The sequence below is a fragment of the Paraburkholderia sp. SIMBA_027 genome, assembly GCF_046535315.1.
In the GTDB taxonomy this organism is placed as follows: Bacteria; Pseudomonadota; Gammaproteobacteria; order Burkholderiales; family Burkholderiaceae; genus Paraburkholderia; species Paraburkholderia tropica.
The window spans coordinates 24,563-40,483 of record NZ_JAWRWY010000017.1 but is presented as its reverse complement, the minus strand read 5'-3'; the positions used below and the strand labels follow the sequence as shown (position 1 = coordinate 40,483).

Here is a 15,921-nt window from a genome sequence, read left to right as displayed (position 1 = left end):
ATGGCGGATGGCTGCCGGGCGGCGGTTCAATTGCGCCCGGCTTTTGCCGTTTCAGGCTGCTTCGTAGTGATACGAGGTGTGGCGTGTTTTATGCGGCGTGAGCGGTATCGGTGAGATCGACAGTAGCGGGCCTTTCCTGCGCTTCCTGCGCTTCGAGCGCGTCGAGCTGCGCGCGCGTGGGCAAGCCTTCCGAGTCGCCGATCACCTGCACCGCGAGCGCGCCGATGCGGTTGCCGCGCGCCACCGCTTCGGGCAGCGTGCGGCCTTCGAGCAGCGCGCTGACCACGCCCACGGCGAAACCGTCGCCGGCGCCCACGGTATCGACCACCTTCTCCACCGGCTGCGCCTGCACGTGGCCGTACGCGCCCTCGGCGGTCTCGAAGTACGCGCCTTCCGCGCCGAGCTTCACGACCACGCCGCGCGCGCCGCGCTCCAGATAGAAACGCGCGATCAGCGCGGGATCGTCGGAGCCCGTGAGAATGCGGCCTTCGTTCACGCCTGGGAACACCCAGTCGGCGAGCCGCGCGAGTTCGTTGAGCGTCGCGACCATCTCGGCTTCGGAGCCCCACAGCGTCGGGCGCAGATTCGGGTCGAAGCTGATCGTGCGGCCCGCTTCGCGCATTTCGCGCGCGAGCAGGAACGCGAGTTCGCGCGAGGTGGCGGAAATCGCGGGCGCGACGCCGCTCAGATGCAGATGGCGCGCGCCGAGCACGTAGCCGCGCTTGAAGTCGCCGATCGACAAATGGCTCGCCGCCGAGCCGCGACGGAAATATTCGATGGCGGGATCGCTGCCGTCGTCGCATCGGGACTTGAGCTGGAAACCGGTGGGAAAGCGCTCGTCGGTGGCCACGCATTGCGTGTCGATGCCTTCCTGTTCGAGCACCGCGCGCACGAAGCGGCCAAACGAGTCGTCGCCGACGCGGCTCATCCAGCCCACCTTGAAGCCGAGGCGCGCGAGGCCGGTCGCCACGTTGAGTTCGGCGCCCGCCGCGCGCTTCGTGAACTGCGCGACGCCGTGCAGCGGACCGGTTTCGGCGGCGACGAACATCGCCATCGCCTCGCCGTAAGTGATGACATCGAGTGAGTGGTTCATGGAATGCGTTCCTGAATGGAGAGAATGCGGGCCGTTCGTGTGCGTTGAGGTGTGCTTTGAGGCGCGCTTCAGGCGGCGCCGAGCCAGCTCACGTAGCGCGCGGCGTCGTCGGCGAGGCGCGTCTCGTCGAACGGAAATTCGATGCCGCGCGGCACGTCCGACGGCAGGCGCGCGAGTGCGGCGCGGCACAGCGGATCGTCGGCGGCGGGCGCGCAGGGGAAGCGCCGCGCGCCCTCGCCCTGCACGGCCTTGCAGTGGATGTACTCGACGTGCGGCGCGAGCGCCACGGCGGCCATCAGCGGCGCTTCGCCGGTCCATTGCCAGTTGCCGATATCGAACGTCATGCCAAGCAGCCCGTCGTGGCCGCTCGCACGCAGCGCGCGAAACAGCCCGGTGAATTGCGCGAGACGGCCGCCCATTTCAAGCTGGCCGTTTTCGACGACCACGCGCGGCAAACGCGTTTCGCTTGCTACGACGTTCGTTGTGGCCTTTGCGGCCTTCGCGCCCAGTTCCGCGAGCACGTCGGCCAGATGCGCCGCGTGCGCGTCGCCGGCGAAGCCGCCGAGCTGAAGCTTCACGAACCGCGCACCGAGCGCCTGAGCGCACGCGACCGCCTCGCGCAGCGCGGATGCGTCGAGCGCGCCGTCCTCGGCGTAGAGCGAATCGGGCGTTGACCACACGGACCACATCTGCGCGTTCGCAAATGCCGTGCCGAGGCTGCGCAGCGCGTCGAGGCTGGCGTCGGCGTCGTCCATCAATTCGCGCCGCACCTCGAAAGCGTGCGCGCCGCCCGCGTTCGCGACCTTCAGCCACGTCGCGTGTCCGTCTCGCCGGATCGCCCCGGCGCCGAACGCGCTCGCCACAATTGCCACTTCCGCCATCGTCGTCTTCCTGTTTCCGGGCCGGCCGGAGCGCGATTTGCGCGATCCGGCACCCTTTCTCATTGCTTCATATTTGCTTTGGAACCGGTTCCAATCAGGTTCCGAAAAAAGGCGCATGAAGCGCCCGATCGATGGCCGAATAGTGCGCCGAGGCGCCGCGCGTCGCCATTGTGGAAATCCCCTAAATCACGGCGGGAACCTGGCCGCCGCGCTGCCGTCATCGGGCGTATCGAGCAGACAGAGTTCGAGAAAGCGCTGGGCGACCCGCGAAGCCGCGCCCGCGTGCGGCACGAGGATCGAAAAGCGCCGCGCCAGTGGTTCCGGGCCGATGCGGATCTGCCCCAGCGCGCCGTCTTCGTGGCGCATCGACATCGCCGAGACGAAACCGATGCCCATGCCCGCGCGCACGGCCTCTTTCACGCCCTCCACGCCCGCGATTTCGAGCGCGACGCGCATGGGCACGGCGGCGCGCGCGAACGCGCGCTCGACGAGCTGGCGCACGCCCGAGCCGTCCTCGCGCAGCACCAGCGGCCAGTCGGCGAACGCGCTCAAGTCGCAGCGCGGCGGTGTCGGTGACGGTGTGGCAGTCGCGCGTTCGCGTTCATCGAGTTGCGCGATCAGCGGATGCCCGCGCGGCACGATGGCCACGATCTCGTCCTCGTGCCACGGATGCACGGCGGCATCGGCGGGCAACTGCTCGCCCACCGGCCCTTCCACCAGCGCGATATCGAGCTGGCCGAGCATGGCGACGACGTCCGAGGTGTTGCCGCTCGCGGTTTCGAGCTTGACGTCGGGATAGCGCCGGTGAAACGCCGCGACCAGATACGGCAGCCGGTAGCTCGCGGGCGTGGTGCTCGCGCCGATGCGCAGCGTGCCGCGTTCGAGCCCGCGCAGCGCGTCACGGAACGCCTGAGCGTCGCGCCAGGTGTCGCGCAGGCGCGCCGCATAGGCCGCGAGCTGCTCGCCGGTGGGCGTGAGCCGCACGCCGCGGCCGTCGCGCTGATACAGCGGCTCGCCGAATTCCTCCTGCAGCAGCCGCAATTGCCCCGACACGGCGGGCTGCGACAGATGCAGCGCCAGCGCGGCACGGCTGATGTTGCGGTGCTCCGCGACGGCGGCGAACGTTATCAGTTGCTCCGGGGTCATTGCGTAGATCTATAAGGTTGACCTATATTTTACTTCGTAAATGACGATTATTCATATCGTTATATCTAAATTAGGATTAGCGCATTCGCTCGATACTTAATTGGATAACCGTCATGTCCACCCCATCGACCACGCTTGCGCATTCCCCGTCGTCTACACGCGGCCAACTGAACGGCGTGTTGTTCGTCGCCCTGTTCGCGGCCGCCGTCACGCGCGTCGCCGCGCTGCCCGCCATCGCCAATCTGGGCCTGAGCCCGCTGATCGTCGGCATCGTCGCGGGCGCCGTCTACGGCAACGCCTTGCGCGACGGCATGCCCGAAAGCTGGGCCGCCGGCGTCAACTTCTCGGCGCGCAAGCTGCTGCGCATCGCCGTCGCCTTCTTCGGGTTGCGCGTGAGCCTGCAGGAAATCGCGCAGGTGGGCGTGCCGGGGCTCGTCGAGTCGGTCGCCATCGTCGTGAGCACGCTCGTGATCGGCACGTGGGTCGGCATGAAAGTCATGAAGCTCGATCGCGACACCGCCATTCTGACGGCGGCAGGCAGCGCGATCTGCGGCGCGGCCGCCGTGCTCGCCTTCGAGTCGACGCTGCAATCGAAGCCGCACAAGAGCGCGATGGCCGTGGGCAGCGTGGTGCTGTTCGGCACGCTCTCGATGTTCCTCTATCCGCTGCTGTACCGCGCGGGCTGGCTTCATCTCGACACGGTCGGCGCGGGCCTGTTCTTCGGCGGCACGATCCACGAAGTCGCGCAGGTCGTGGGCGCGGCGAGCAACGTGAGCCCCGAGGCCACGCATATCGCCACCATCGTCAAGATGACGCGCGTCATGCTGCTCGTGCCGGTGCTGCTCGTGCTCGGCGTGTGGCTGAACCGCTCGGCGCGCCAGGCCGTCGCCAGCAAGACGCACGGTGCGCAGCACGAAGCGCACCACGGCGCCCGCAAGCTCGCGGTGCCCTGGTTCGCGCTCGGCTTCCTCGCGCTGGTGGTGGTGAATTCGCTGCACGTACTGCCCGAAGCGGCCACCTCGACGCTGAACACGCTCGACACCTTCGCGCTCACGATGGCCATGACCGCGCTCGGCATCGAAACGCGCGTCTCGCAGATCCGCCAGGCCGGTCCGCGTGCGCTGACGACGGGGTTCATCCTCTACGTGTGGCTGACGCTCGGCGGCCTCGCGATCACCTGGGGCGTGGAGCGTCTGTTCGGATGACCCGCGCATGATCCGCGGCCGAGCGGGAGCCGCCCGCGCCGCCCTTCCCGTCAGCGCCAACAGCGCCGTCAGCCCCGCCCGCCGCGGGGCTTTTGGCGTTTGTGCGCCGGGGGCACGCGCAATCCAGGCGCGCCGGTTGCGAGCCATACTGTCCACTGCCGCCCGACGTTCAGGCGGCGGCTCGACCAGGGGGACGACCGATGGCATACGAACTGTATTACTGGGACGGCCTGCAAGGCCGGGGCGAATTCGTGCGGCTCGCGCTGGAAGAAGCGAAGGCGCCGTATATCGACGTGGCGCGCGGCTCGAAGGACGATGGCCAGGGCATCGGCGCGATGATGGCCGAACTGGACAGCGACGACCCGTATCCGCCCTACGCGCCGCCGTTTCTGAAGGACGGCGAGCTGATCGTGCCGCACGTGGCCAACATCCTGTTCTACCTTGGGCCGAAGCTCAAGCTCGCGCCGCGCGACGAGGGTCTGCGGATCATTGCGAACGGCTTGCAATTGACGATCGCCGATCTGGTGACCGAAGCACACGACACGCATCATCCGATCGCGAGCGGCCTCTATTACGAGGACCAGAAAGACGAGGCGAAGGCGCGCTCGAAGGATTTCATCGCGCATCGCATTCCGAAATTCATGGGCTATTTCGAGCGCGTGCTGGCGCAGAATCCGGACGGGCCGCGCCACATGGTCGGCAACGCGCTCAGTTACGTCGATCTTTCGATGTTCCAGATCGTCGAAGGGCTGCGCTACGCGTTTCCGAAGGCCACGAAACATTTCGCCGATCACTATCCGCACGTGGTCGCGCTGCACGACGCGGTGGCGGCGCGCCCGCACATCGCCGCGTATCTGGCTTCGGAGCGGCGTTTGCCGTTCAACGAGACCGGCATTTTCCGGCACTACCCGGAACTCGACCACGCCGTGCGCTGAACGCCAGGCGGCGCTGCCGGCGCTTCCCGCGCCCGCCCGCCTGCTATCGGGCTGACGCAGCGCATGCCGCGCGCTGTGCGGCCCCGGCGTTCGCGACGCCCGCGCGCCGCCGCGACGTTATCCTCGCTTTATCGACGCTTTCGCACGCACGCCGCCCCGCGCGCGTGCGATCCTGTTCACCTGTTCAATCCGTCTGCCTGCCGTGCTGTCATTCCTGCTGAAACTGCGCACCCGCGCCCGCGATCTCTTTCGCCTCTCCGACGCCCACACGATGCTGATCTGGTCGGTCATCGTCGGCGTGGCCGGTGCTTTTGCGACCGTGCTGTTTCGCGAAGGCATCGCGCATCTGCAGATTCTGTTCACGGGCAGCGAAGGCAGCTTCGTCGAGATGGCGCGCCGTCTGCCGTGGCACACGCGCATCTGGCTGCCCGCGGCGGGCGGCTTTATCGCGGGCTGTCTGCTGCTCGTCGCCAAACGCAGTTCGGCGGGCGACGCCGCGGGCGGCGGCAGCAAGCCGATCCACACCGACTACGTGGAAGCCGTGGCGATCGGCGACGGCGTGATGCCGGTCGGCAAAAGCATCTGGCGCAGCGTTTCGTCGCTGTTCACCATCGCGAGCGGCGGCTCGATCGGCCGCGAAGGCCCGATGGTGCAACTCGCCGCGCTGGCCGCCTCGCTGATCGGCCGCTGGGTGCACTTCGATCCGCAGCGGCTGCGTCTGCTGGTGGCGTGCGGCGCGGCGGCCGGTATCACCTCGGCGTACAACGCGCCGATCGCGGGCGCGTTCTTCGTCACCGAAATCGTGCTCGGCTCGATCGTGATGGAAAGCTTCGGGCCGATCGTGGTTTCTTCCGTGGTCGCCAACATCACCATGCGCGAGTTCGCGGGCTACAAGCCGCCGTACGAGATGCCGGTGTTTCCGCCCGTGACGGGCATCGAGGTGCTGCTGTTCGTCGCGCTCGGGCTGCTGTGCGGCGTGCTCGCGCCGCGTTTTCTCTCGCTGCTCGACGTCGCCAAGGCGGGCTTCGGCAAGCTGGCGATTCCGCTGCCCGCGAAACTCGCACTCGGCGGCCTCGTCTGCGGCGTGATTTCGGTGTGGACGCCCGAAGTCTGGGGCAACGGCTACAGCGTGGTGAATTCGATCCTGCATTCGCCGTGGACGTGGACCGCGCTCGCGGCGGTGCTCGTCTTCAAGCTGATGGCGACGGCGGCGACAGTCGGCTCGGGCGCGGTCGGCGGCGTGTTCACCCCGACGCTGTTCATGGGCGCGGTGGTGGGCTGCCTGTTCGGCCAGGGCATGCATGCGCTGTGGCCGCATGGCACGTCGGCGCCGTATGCGTATGCGATGGTCGGCATGGGCGCGTTCCTCGCGGGCGCGACCCAGGCGCCGTTGATGGCGATCCTGATGATCTTCGAAATGACGCTCAGCTATCAGGTCGTGCTGCCGCTGATGCTGTCCTGCGTGGTCGCGTACTTCGTCGCGCGCGCGACCGGCAAGAAGTCGATGTACGAAATCACGCTGCATCGCAATCGCGAGGAAGCCGAGCGTCTGCGCCTGCGCGCCACGCAGATGCGCGAACTCGTGCGCCCCGCCGACACGGTCGTGCGCGCCGGGGCGACGGTGCAGGAAATGACGCGCGTGTTCCTCGAATATCCGGTCAAGTATCTTTACGTGACCGACGACGACGACCGCTTCCTCGGCGCAGTCGCGCTCGCCGACATCACGAACGACCTGCTGCAAAAGCGCGATACCTCGAACAAGCATGCCTGCGACTACCTCAAGGCTTCGTTCGACGTGCTGACACCCGACATGCCGCTCGCTGTTGCGTTGCAGCATTTCATGTCGTTTCAGGGCGAGCGTCTGCCGGTGATCGAAAGCGCGCAACAGCCCAAACTCGCGGGCGTGGTCTATAAGACATCGCTGCTCGATGCGTATCAGCGGCTGAACGCCGAGCGCTGAGGCCGCGTGGCGGAGTTCGCCTGTAGCGCCTCGCCTCTCGCGTTTTGCAGACCGATCGATGAAAAAAGCACGCGCGTTCGCGACGCGCGCAGGCTTTTGCTGCCATTATGAGCAGGACGCTCGCGCGTGTGCGCGGGCCGGCGGTCACAGCCGGTTTCTCCAGCCGGCCCCTCGTCGCACAGGCCGCCTCGCCCGCCGTTCGCACGCGCCGCGCTGAGCCGCTTCGCTGCTGGGGTTGCCGTGATGTTTGCCATCGTCGGCGCGCCTTCGGCACGCGGTCGCCGCATCGCACGGACGCAGGGGCGCACTGTCGCGGTACGGCACTTGCTGTGGCCTTCGGGCCGCATGAGGAAAGGAGGTCGAGCGATGAAAACCTCGACGCTGTTGACCACTGTGTTGCTGTCCGCGTCGTGTTTTGCCGCGCCGGTGCACACGCATGATGCCCAGATCGACCGCGCCAGCGCACACGCGATGGAGCCGTCCACACGCTCTCCGATGGCCGACGTGCCCGTCGCGCCACCCGCGCCCGACGTGCCCGCCGCCACGAGCACGCAGCGCTGGGAATATCTGACCCTGCCCAAATCGCACCGTCTCGATCACGCGCTCACGCCCGACGTGCATCTGCAGACCTGAGCCGCGCGCCCGCGTGGGCTGAAACGGGCGGCGGGCGGCCGCGCACCCTGCGGCGGGTTTCGACGTGGATTGTGTATGCTTGACCCGCGACGCCCGTGGACCGAAACGCATATCTGATCGGCTCCGGCTGGATGGCCGGGCCGTATCCAGAAACCGCCATTGAACCGATTTCCGACACTTCAGCCCGTTCAGCAAGGATTCAACGCATGTCCGCCTCCCGCCTCCCCGAAGAACCGATCGACCTCCAGTTCACCGACGTCCTGCGCGAAGTGCGCTGGCCCGCCAACAAGGACGATCTCGTGGACGCCGCACGCGCGGCGGGCGCCAGCAACGAGGTGCTGGCGATTCTCGACGGCATGCCCGAGCAGGATTACCGCGACGTGGCCGCGGTCACGGCGCTCATCGGCAGCAACTACGGCCCTGGCCTCGGCATTTGAGGCACGCCGCGCGCACGCGTCAGGCGTCGCGACCGAAGACCACGCGCGCGAAGAAGCGGCCCAGCACTTCCTCCACCACCGGCGGCGTTACATGCTGCGGATCGGCCGTGGCGAGAAACTGCACGCCGTCGCACAGGCCCATCAGCCCGAGCGCCATGAGGTCCGGCGCGATCGTCACCGGCGTGCCGACGCGCGCCGAAAACTCCGCGATATACGCGCCGAGCCGCTCGCGCTTTTCCTTCATGAAGGCGTTGAAGCGCGCCCGGAAACGCGCGTCGCGCGCCGCGAGCAGCTTGGCTTCCACCCACAGCAGAAACATCTTGTTGTCCTGCGGCAAGCGGCTGTAGAAAGTCAGCACGCGCGCTTCCATTTCCTCGCGCGAGGCGGGCGTTTCGAAGATCGAACGCAGCTCGCCTTCCATCGCTTCGTGATCGCGCCGCAGCAACACCACGAGCAATTCCGCCTTGCTGCCGAAGTTCGAGTAGAACGCGCCGCGGGTGTAGCCGGCCGCGACCGCGATGTCTTCCACGCTCGCGCCCACGAAACCCTTCTTCATGAACATGGCCTGCGCGGCGTCGAGCAGGCGCTCGCGCGTCTGGTCGCGGCTTTCTTCGCGGGTAAGGCGCTTGCGCCCGGTGGTCTGGCGTGCCATGGCGTGTCGATAACGATGCGAGAAACGAGGTGGGGACCTCGATGGAAAACGTCGCCGGAACGATGCGTCCCGGATGGAAAGGCGATCGCCGAAGTCTAGCACTGAATCATTCTTCGGATTCAATCGTGTATTCAGATACAACGTTGTATTAGAATGCAAACCATCATCTGAGATCGGTTGACGCGCAGCGGAGGAGACATCGAGGCGCGTCCCGCGCCACGCGCGGACAGACTCAGCGGCGGCGCGGCGTGTCCGGTGCATTCGATCCGGCCCGGCGCGCGTTCCAGGCGTGTCGAGGTCCAAGTGAATCGTTGCGGTCGTGGCGCATCGAGCAGGATGCGCGGGCAGTGCCCCGTTTTCGTCGAATCCCCTTCCACTCTGCGCCGGGCCGTGCGCCGCCTTGCGGGCGTCGCCGCGTGCTGCGCGCTCGCGGGCCTCGCGGCTTGCGGCAAGCACGAGGCCGCCGCGCCCGGTCCGCGCCCCGTCGTGTCGATGACCGTGCATCCGGACGCGCACGGCGCGAGCGCCAGCTATCCGGGTACCGTGCAGTCGCGCAACGCCACGCCGCTGTCGTTCCGCGTGAACGGCAAGATCATCGAGCGCAACGTGCGGCTGGGCGACAGCGTGAAGCCCGGCCAGGTGCTCGCGCGTCTCGATCCGGGCGATTACGACAAGAACGCCGCGAGCGCGCAGGCGCAGTACGACGCCGCGGCGCATCGCTACGTGTTCGCCAAGCAGCAGCTCGATCGCGACACCGCCCAGTCGCAAGCCAACCTCATCGCCCGCGCGCAGTTCGAGCAGACCCAGGACGCGTATGCGTCGGCGCTCGCGCAGCGCGACCAGGCCAAACAGCAGCTCGCGCTCGCGCAGGATCAGCGCCGCTATACGCAGCTGGTTGCCGACCACGCGGGCGTGATCACCGCCGAAAACGCCGACACCGGCCAGAACGTGCAGGCGGGGCAAGCCGTCTATCAACTGGCCTGGACCGGCGAGATCGACGTGGTGAGCGATCTGCCGGAAAACGCCATCGCGGGCCTGCGCACGGGCGATACGGCTCAGGTCACGCTGCCCGCGCTGCCGGGCCGCCGCTATGCCGCGAAAGTGCGCGAACTCGCGGCCGCCGCCGATCCGCAAAGCCGCACGTGGCGCGTGAAGCTCACGCTCGAACATCCCGACGCCGATGTGCGTCTCGGCATGACCGCGAACGTCGCGCTGGCGGCAAACAACGCGAACAACGTGCCCCAGGACGCATACACGGTCCCGGCCACCGCCCTCTTCCACGACGGCAACGCGCCCGCGCTCTGGATCGTGCAAGGCGCGGACAACGTGCTGCAACTGCGCCGCGTGAGCGTCTCGCGCTACGACGCGCGCACCATCACCGTGACGAACGGCCTCAAGGACGGCGAGCGCGTCGTCGTGCAAGGCGTGCACACGGTCACCGTCGGCGAAAAAGTGCGCCCGATTGCGCCGCTGCATCCCGAGGACTTCGCGTCATGAGCGAGGTACCCGAGCAGGAACACGACCGCGAGCCAGGCGCGGATCATCAGGAAGGCCGCTTTAATCTCTCCGCCTGGGCGCTGCGCCATCAGGCGCTGGTGATCTTCGTGATCGCGCTCGCGACGATCTTCGGCGCGCTCTCGTACACGCGTCTTTCGCAGTCCGAGGATCCGCCCTTCACGTTCCGCGTGATGGTGATCCAGACCTTCTGGCCCGGCGCGACCGCGCGCCAGGTCGAGGACGAAGTCACGAGCCGCATCGGCCGCAAGCTCCAGGAAACGCCGTATATCGACTTCCTGCGCAGCTATTCGCGTCCGGGCGAGTCGCTGGTGTTCTTCACGATGAAGGACTCCGCGCCCGTCAGCGAGGTGCGCGAAACGTGGTATCAGGTGCGCAAGAAGGTCGGCGACATCGCGCCGATGCTGCCGCAAGGCGTGCAAGGCCCGTTTTTCAACGACGAATTCGGCGACGTCTACACCAACATCTACACGCTCGAAGGCGACGGCTTCTCGCCCGCGCAACTGCACGACTACGCCGACAAGCTGCGCGAGGAACTGCTGCGCGTGAAGGACGTGGGCAAGGTCGATTATTTCGGCGACCCGAACCAGCGCATCTATATCGAAATTCCGAACGCGCAGCTCACGCGCCTCGGCATTTCGCCCACGCAGATCGGCCAGGTGATCGGCGCGCAGAACAGCGTCGCGGCCTCGGGCACGCTCACCACCGCCGACGACCGTGTGTTCGTGCGCCCGAGCGGCCAGTTCACCGACCTCAAGACGCTCGCCGACACGCTCATCACCGTGAACGGCCACAACTTCCGGCTCGGCGACATCGCCACGATCCGGCGCGGCTACGACGATCCGCTCGCCACGCAGATGCGCTACGACGGCAAGGCCGTGCTCGGCATCGGCATCACAATGCAGCCGGGCGGCGACGTGATCCGGCTCGGCAAAGCGCTTGACGCCCGTATCAACACCTTGCGCGCCGAACTGCCCGCGGGCCTCAAGCTTACCGAAGTGTCGAGCATGCCCGACGCGGTCTCGCATTCCGTCGACGACTTCGTCGAAGCCGTGGCCGAAGCCGTCGGCATCGTGCTGGTCGTGAGCCTCGTCTCGCTGGGCGTGCGCACGGGCATGGTGGTCGTCATCACGATTCCGATCGTGCTGGCCGTCACCGCGCTCGTGATGTTTCTGTTCGACATCGGCCTGCACAAGGTCTCGCTCGGCACGCTGGTGCTCGCGCTCGGCCTGCTCGTCGACGACGCGATCATCTCCGTCGAAATGATGGCCGTGAAGCTCGCGCAGGGCTGGAACCGCACGCGCGCCGCCGCTTTCGCGTACACGAGCACGGCGTTCCCGATGCTCACCGGCACGCTCGTGACCGTCTCGGGCTTTTTGCCGATTGTGCTGGCGAAGTCGAGCACGGGCGAATACACGCGCTCGATTTTCCAGGTGTCGGCGATTGCGCTGATCGCGTCGTGGTTCGCGGCCGTGGTGCTGATTCCGCTGCTCGGCTACCGCCTGCTGCCCGAGCGCAAGCGTGACGCCAACGCGCCGCACGACGAACATCACGAAGACGACATCTACGACACGCGTTTCTACCATCGGCTGCGCGGCTGGATCGGCTGGTGCATCGAGCGCAACTTCGTCGTGCTCGGGCTCACGCTGGTGCTGTTCGTGGTCGCGCTCGCGGGCTTCACGCTGATCCCGCAGCAGTTTTTCCCGAGTTCCGATCGCCCCGAACTGCTCGTCGACGTGCGGCTGCCCGAAGGCGCATCGTTCGACGCGACGCTGCGCCAGGCGAAGCGACTCGAAGAAGCGCTCAAGGGCCGTCCGGAAATCGATCATTCGATCGACTTCGTCGGCACCGGCGCGCCGCGTTTCTATCTGCCGCTCGACCAGCAATTGCAGCAGCCGAATTTCGCGCAGTTCGTCATCACGGCGAAGTCGGTGAAGGATCGCGAGAAGCTGGCAGAATGGCTCGAAACCAAACTGCGCAACGATTTTCCGGCGGTGCGCACGCGTCTTTCGCGGCTGGAGAACGGACCGCCCGTCGGCTATCCGGTGCAGTTCCGCGTGAGCGGCGACGACATCGCGACCGTGCGCGGCATCGCCGATCGCGTGGCCGCGGCCATGCGCGCCGACAAGCGCACCGAAAACGTCAGCTTCGACTGGGACGAGCCGGCCGAACGCTCGCTGCACTTCGAGATCGATCAGCAGAAGGCGCGCGCGCTCAATGTGAGTTCGCAGGATGTCGCCAACTTCCTGCAGATGACCTACTCCGGCTACACCGTCACGCAGTATCGCGAGCGCGACAAGCTCATCAGCGTCGATCTGCGCTCGCCGCCCAACGAGCGCGTCGATCCCGCGCACATGCTCTCGCTCGCCATGCCCACGCCGAACGGCCCGGTGCCGCTCGGCGCGCTCGGGCATCTCGAGAACACGCTCGAATACGGCGTGATCTGGTCGCGCGACCGGCAGCCCACCATCACCGTGCAGTCCGATGTGCGCCAGGGCGCGCAAGGGATCGACGTCACCCATGCGTTGCAGAAAACGCTCAAGTCGATCCAGGCCACGCTGCCGACGGGTTATCGGATCGAAGTGGGCGGCTCGGTCGAGGAAAGCATGAAAGGCCAGACGTCGATCTACGCGCAGTTGCCGATACTCGTGATCGCCGTGCTCACGCTGCTGATGATCCAGTTGCAAAGTCTGTCGCGCGTGATGATGGTCGTGCTGACGGCGCCGCTCGGGCTGATCGGCGTGGCCGTCGCGCTGCTGCTGTTCAACGAGCCGTTCGGCTTTGTCGCGATGCTCGGCGTGATCGCCATGTTCGGCATCATCATGCGCAACTCGGTGATTCTCGTGGATCAGATCGAGATGGATATCCGCGCGGGGCATCCGCGCTTCGACGCCATCGTGGGCGCGACCGTGCGGCGTTTCCGCCCGATCATGCTGACGGCGGCGGCCGCCGTGCTCGCGCTCATTCCGCTCGTGCGCTCTAACTTCTTCGGGCCGATGGCCACCGCGCTGATGGGCGGCATCACGAGCGCCACGGTGCTCACGCTGTTCTTCCTGCCCGCGTTGTACGCGACCGCGTTCCGCGTGCGCAGCAGCGAAACCGACCAGCCTCAAGCGAACGCGGGGAAAGCATCATGACCATTTCCACGCCGACGAAGATGGGCGAGGCCGTACGCGCGGCCCGGCGCACGGCCGCTGCCTCGCGCCTGCGCCTGAGCGCGGCGGCCCTGGCGGCGCTGCTCGCGAGCGCCTGTTCGTGGGGGCCGGACGGCAAGCCGCCCGCAATGCCGCAGCCCGCGCATTACGGCGCCGAGCCGCAAGCGGCGCAGACGGTCGCCGCGCAAGGCGTCGCGCAGCAGTTCGATGTGGGCGCGCAGCCGGTGCCGCAGTGGTGGACGCTCTACGACTCGCCGCAGCTCGATGCGCTCGTCGAGGAAGGCCTCGCGAACAGCCCGAATCTCACCGCGGCCGATCACAGCCTGCAAGCCGCGAAGGAACAGTTGCGCGGTCAGATCGGCAGTTCGATGCTGCCGACCGTCGATGCACTCGGCACCGCGCAGCGCCAGCGCGCGCCCGGCATACCGCAACTCGGCATCGACAAGCTCCAGTACGACGTGTTCGCGGGGCTCGTCGAAGTGCGGTACTCGTTCGACCTGTTCGGCGCGACGCGACTGAACAACGCGGCGCTCGCCTCGCGCGTGAACATGCAGGTGTTCCAGTTCGAGTCGGCGCGACGCGCGCTGGCCGCCAACATCGTCGCGAGTGCGCTGGGCGCGGCCACGCTGCATGCGCAGATCGACACGACCGTGCAGTTGATCGCGCTCGCCAACGCGCAAGCCGACGAAATGCAGAAACGCTACGCGCTCGGCGCCGTGTCGCACACCGATTTGCTGAATGCGCAGCAGAGCGCGGCGTCGCTGGCGGCCAACCTGCCGGGACTGCGTCAGCAATGGACGGCGATGCGCCACGCGCTCGCCGTGCTGCTCGGCCGCACGCCCGACAATGCGCCGCCCGATCTCGATCTCGCGAGCCTGCATCTGCCGCAGCAGGTGCCGGTGGTGGTGCCGTCGGAACTGCTGAAAACGCGTCCCGACATCGAGGCCGCGAGCGCGGCGCTGATCGCCGCTTCCGCCGACGTGGGCGCGGCGACGGCGCAGATGTTCCCGAGCATCACGCTCTCGGCGGGCCTCGGGCAGGCGGGCTTCAGCTGGCCGGTGGTCACGTCGGGCGTAGGCGCGCTGTGGGCGATCGGCGCCTCGCTCACGCAACCGATCTTTCACGGCGGCGCGCTGGTCGCGCAGCGGCGCGCGGCGCTGCAGACCTATGATGCGGCCAGCGCGTCGTACCGGCAGACCGTGCTGGCGGCGTTCCAGGACGTGGCCGACCGGCTCGCCTCGCTGGAGCACGACGCGCAGGCGCTCGATGCAGCGGGCACCTCGGCGCAGGCCGCCCAAGGCGTCTACGACGACACCAACGCGCGCTACAAGCTCGGCGCGCTGCCCTACTACGCCGTGCGCCAAAGCGAGCAGCAATGGCGCAATGCGCGTCTCGACGAGATTCGTTATCGCGGCGCGCGTCTGTCCGACACGGCGGCGCTGTTTCAGGCGATGGGTACCCCGCCGTCGGACAATCCCGTTTCTTCTCCGAAAGCGGCCGCCGATGCCGCTGCATCGGCCTCCGCGGTGAGCAACTGATACGCACCCGGCGTTTCGCATGATTCGTTGAAAAGCGCCTGAAACAGGCGCTTTTCACGTTTTTCTGTCAGAAAAATCGCAGGACTCTTTTTGGGATGTGGCTGCTACACTCCCCGTCACATCAGCTCATCGCAAAATAATTCATTAGTGATGCTGATGAAAATAATGACTGATCGGAGCGTTTAAGGGCGTGGGCTGTGCATCGTCGCATCGCGTGCATGGTCGCGTCCGCGGACCACAACCTCGAGCATGACGACCATGACTGCCTTCTTCCGATACACGATCTCGCTCGCGCTGCTCATCGCCGTCAGTCACGCGGCGTACGCAGGCATCGATTGCGCCGGCTCGCGTGGCGGCTTTCGCTTCCAGAACCACGATAGCTGGACCGGCACGGACAAGCTCGAACACTTCGGCTTGTCCGCGCCATTCGGTGCAATCGGTGGCTGGCTCGCGCGCGATACCGGACATCCGGTGATCTACGGCACATTGATCGGCACGGTGCCGGGCTTGCTGAAAGAGGCGTTCGACGGCACCTGCCGCAGCGACGGATTCTCGTACAAGGACCTGTTCGCGGACGCGCTCGGCGCGCTCACAGGCGCGTGGCTCACGCACTGGGGGTTGATGTTCTCGCGTACATCGCATAGCCAAACCTTCGGTCTGCGATACGACAGCGTGTTTTGAGGCGCAATCTGCCTTGCGCGGCACGCGCGCGAAAGCGCCATGCGGATCAGCGGGTTAGATTTGATCTTCAGAGGTTACCCACAGGGATGC

The 15,921-nt window shown here is 67.0% G+C and carries 13 protein-coding genes; 9 read left to right on the top strand and 4 right to left on the bottom strand.

From position 1 onward, the window contains the following. Positions 1-88: 88 nt before the first annotated feature. The 3 genes from SB764_RS28730 to SB764_RS28720 all read right to left on the bottom strand — a co-directional run bounded on the left by SB764_RS28730 (position 89) and on the right by SB764_RS28720 (position 3,120). Positions 89-1,093: a sugar kinase gene (locus SB764_RS28730; RefSeq protein ID WP_183713910.1), complete on the bottom strand. Its 1,005-nt coding sequence runs from the start codon at positions 1,091-1,093 to the stop codon at positions 89-91. A gap of 68 nt (positions 1,094-1,161) precedes the next feature. After that, the gene (locus tag SB764_RS28725) at positions 1,162-1,974 is read right to left on the bottom strand and encodes a sugar phosphate isomerase/epimerase family protein (RefSeq protein ID WP_410865822.1); all 813 of its coding nucleotides are present in this window, start codon (positions 1,972-1,974) and stop codon (positions 1,162-1,164) included. A gap of 186 nt (positions 1,975-2,160) precedes the next feature. Next, positions 2,161-3,120, bottom strand: a complete 960-nt coding sequence (locus tag SB764_RS28720; RefSeq protein ID WP_410865821.1) for a LysR substrate-binding domain-containing protein — start codon at positions 3,118-3,120, stop codon at positions 2,161-2,163. Between the two features lie 113 nt (positions 3,121-3,233). On the opposite strand from SB764_RS28720, the gene SB764_RS28715 reads away from it, so the two are divergent. The 5 genes from SB764_RS28715 to SB764_RS28695 all read left to right on the top strand — a co-directional run bounded on the left by SB764_RS28715 (position 3,234) and on the right by SB764_RS28695 (position 8,290). Further along, the gene (locus SB764_RS28715; protein ID WP_074984095.1) at positions 3,234-4,325 is read left to right on the top strand and encodes a YeiH family protein; all 1,092 of its coding nucleotides are present in this window, start codon (positions 3,234-3,236) and stop codon (positions 4,323-4,325) included. A 200-nt stretch (positions 4,326-4,525) separates the two neighbouring features. Then, a complete protein-coding gene (locus tag SB764_RS28710) occupies positions 4,526-5,260 on the top strand; it encodes a glutathione S-transferase family protein (RefSeq protein ID WP_110329154.1) in 735 nt (244 codons plus the stop codon). Positions 5,261-5,462: 202 nt separating this feature from the next. Beyond that, entirely contained in the window at positions 5,463-7,220 is a 1,758-nt protein-coding gene (locus tag SB764_RS28705) for a ClcB-like voltage-gated chloride channel protein (protein WP_410865820.1), read from the top strand. A 366-nt stretch (positions 7,221-7,586) separates the two neighbouring features. Continuing rightward, a complete protein-coding gene (locus tag SB764_RS28700) occupies positions 7,587-7,853 on the top strand; it encodes a hypothetical protein (protein WP_065064697.1) in 267 nt (88 codons plus the stop codon). Between the two features lie 206 nt (positions 7,854-8,059). Continuing rightward, positions 8,060-8,290, top strand: coding sequence for a DUF2795 domain-containing protein (locus tag SB764_RS28695; protein WP_065064695.1), 231 nt, complete (start codon positions 8,060-8,062; stop codon positions 8,288-8,290). A 19-nt stretch (positions 8,291-8,309) separates the two neighbouring features. Here the strand turns inward: SB764_RS28695 and SB764_RS28690 are convergent, their stop codons facing one another. Next, positions 8,310-8,942, bottom strand: a complete 633-nt coding sequence (locus tag SB764_RS28690) for a TetR/AcrR family transcriptional regulator (RefSeq protein WP_065064693.1) — start codon at positions 8,940-8,942, stop codon at positions 8,310-8,312. A 336-nt stretch (positions 8,943-9,278) separates the two neighbouring features. Between SB764_RS28690 and SB764_RS28685 the strand changes: the two genes are divergently transcribed. The 4 genes from SB764_RS28685 to SB764_RS28670 all read left to right on the top strand — a co-directional run bounded on the left by SB764_RS28685 (position 9,279) and on the right by SB764_RS28670 (position 15,831). After that, complete coding sequence (locus SB764_RS28685; RefSeq protein WP_410865819.1) at positions 9,279-10,439, top strand: efflux RND transporter periplasmic adaptor subunit; 1,161 nt, start codon at positions 9,279-9,281, stop codon at positions 10,437-10,439. Beyond that, positions 10,436-13,594: an efflux RND transporter permease subunit gene (locus SB764_RS28680; RefSeq protein WP_410865818.1), complete on the top strand. Its 3,159-nt coding sequence runs from the start codon at positions 10,436-10,438 to the stop codon at positions 13,592-13,594. The genes SB764_RS28685 and SB764_RS28680 overlap by 4 nt, the downstream gene beginning before the upstream one ends. Continuing rightward, entirely contained in the window at positions 13,591-15,150 is a 1,560-nt protein-coding gene (locus SB764_RS28675) for an efflux transporter outer membrane subunit (protein WP_410865817.1), read from the top strand. Before SB764_RS28680 ends, SB764_RS28675 begins: the two co-directional genes overlap by 4 nt. Before the next feature lie 258 nt (positions 15,151-15,408). Then, positions 15,409-15,831: a hypothetical protein gene (locus SB764_RS28670; protein WP_110329167.1), complete on the top strand. Its 423-nt coding sequence runs from the start codon at positions 15,409-15,411 to the stop codon at positions 15,829-15,831. Positions 15,832-15,921 lie beyond the last annotated feature (90 nt).

Bases quoted from the DNA above. Each gene is read 5' to 3' on its own strand.
- SB764_RS28730 (WP_183713910.1), bottom strand. From the start codon at position 1,093: ATGAACCACTCACTCGATGTCATCACTTACGGCGAGGCGATGGCGATG.
- SB764_RS28710 (WP_110329154.1), top strand. From the start codon at position 4,526: ATGGCATACGAACTGTATTACTGGGACGGCCTGCAAGGCCGGGGCGAA.
- SB764_RS28700 (WP_065064697.1), top strand. From the start codon at position 7,587: ATGAAAACCTCGACGCTGTTGACCACTGTGTTGCTGTCCGCGTCGTGT.
- SB764_RS28725 (WP_410865822.1), bottom strand. From the start codon at position 1,974: ATGGCGGAAGTGGCAATTGTGGCGAGCGCGTTCGGCGCCGGGGCGATC.
- SB764_RS28715 (WP_074984095.1), top strand. From the start codon at position 3,234: ATGTCCACCCCATCGACCACGCTTGCGCATTCCCCGTCGTCTACACGC.
- SB764_RS28690 (WP_065064693.1), bottom strand. From the start codon at position 8,942: ATGGCACGCCAGACCACCGGGCGCAAGCGCCTTACCCGCGAAGAAAGC.
- SB764_RS28685 (WP_410865819.1), top strand. From the start codon at position 9,279: ATGCGCGGGCAGTGCCCCGTTTTCGTCGAATCCCCTTCCACTCTGCGC.
- SB764_RS28675 (WP_410865817.1), top strand. From the start codon at position 13,591: ATGACCATTTCCACGCCGACGAAGATGGGCGAGGCCGTACGCGCGGCC.
- SB764_RS28720 (WP_410865821.1), bottom strand. From the start codon at position 3,120: ATGACCCCGGAGCAACTGATAACGTTCGCCGCCGTCGCGGAGCACCGC.
- SB764_RS28670 (WP_110329167.1), top strand. From the start codon at position 15,409: ATGACTGCCTTCTTCCGATACACGATCTCGCTCGCGCTGCTCATCGCC.
- SB764_RS28695 (WP_065064695.1), top strand. From the start codon at position 8,060: ATGTCCGCCTCCCGCCTCCCCGAAGAACCGATCGACCTCCAGTTCACC.
- SB764_RS28680 (WP_410865818.1), top strand. From the start codon at position 10,436: ATGAGCGAGGTACCCGAGCAGGAACACGACCGCGAGCCAGGCGCGGAT.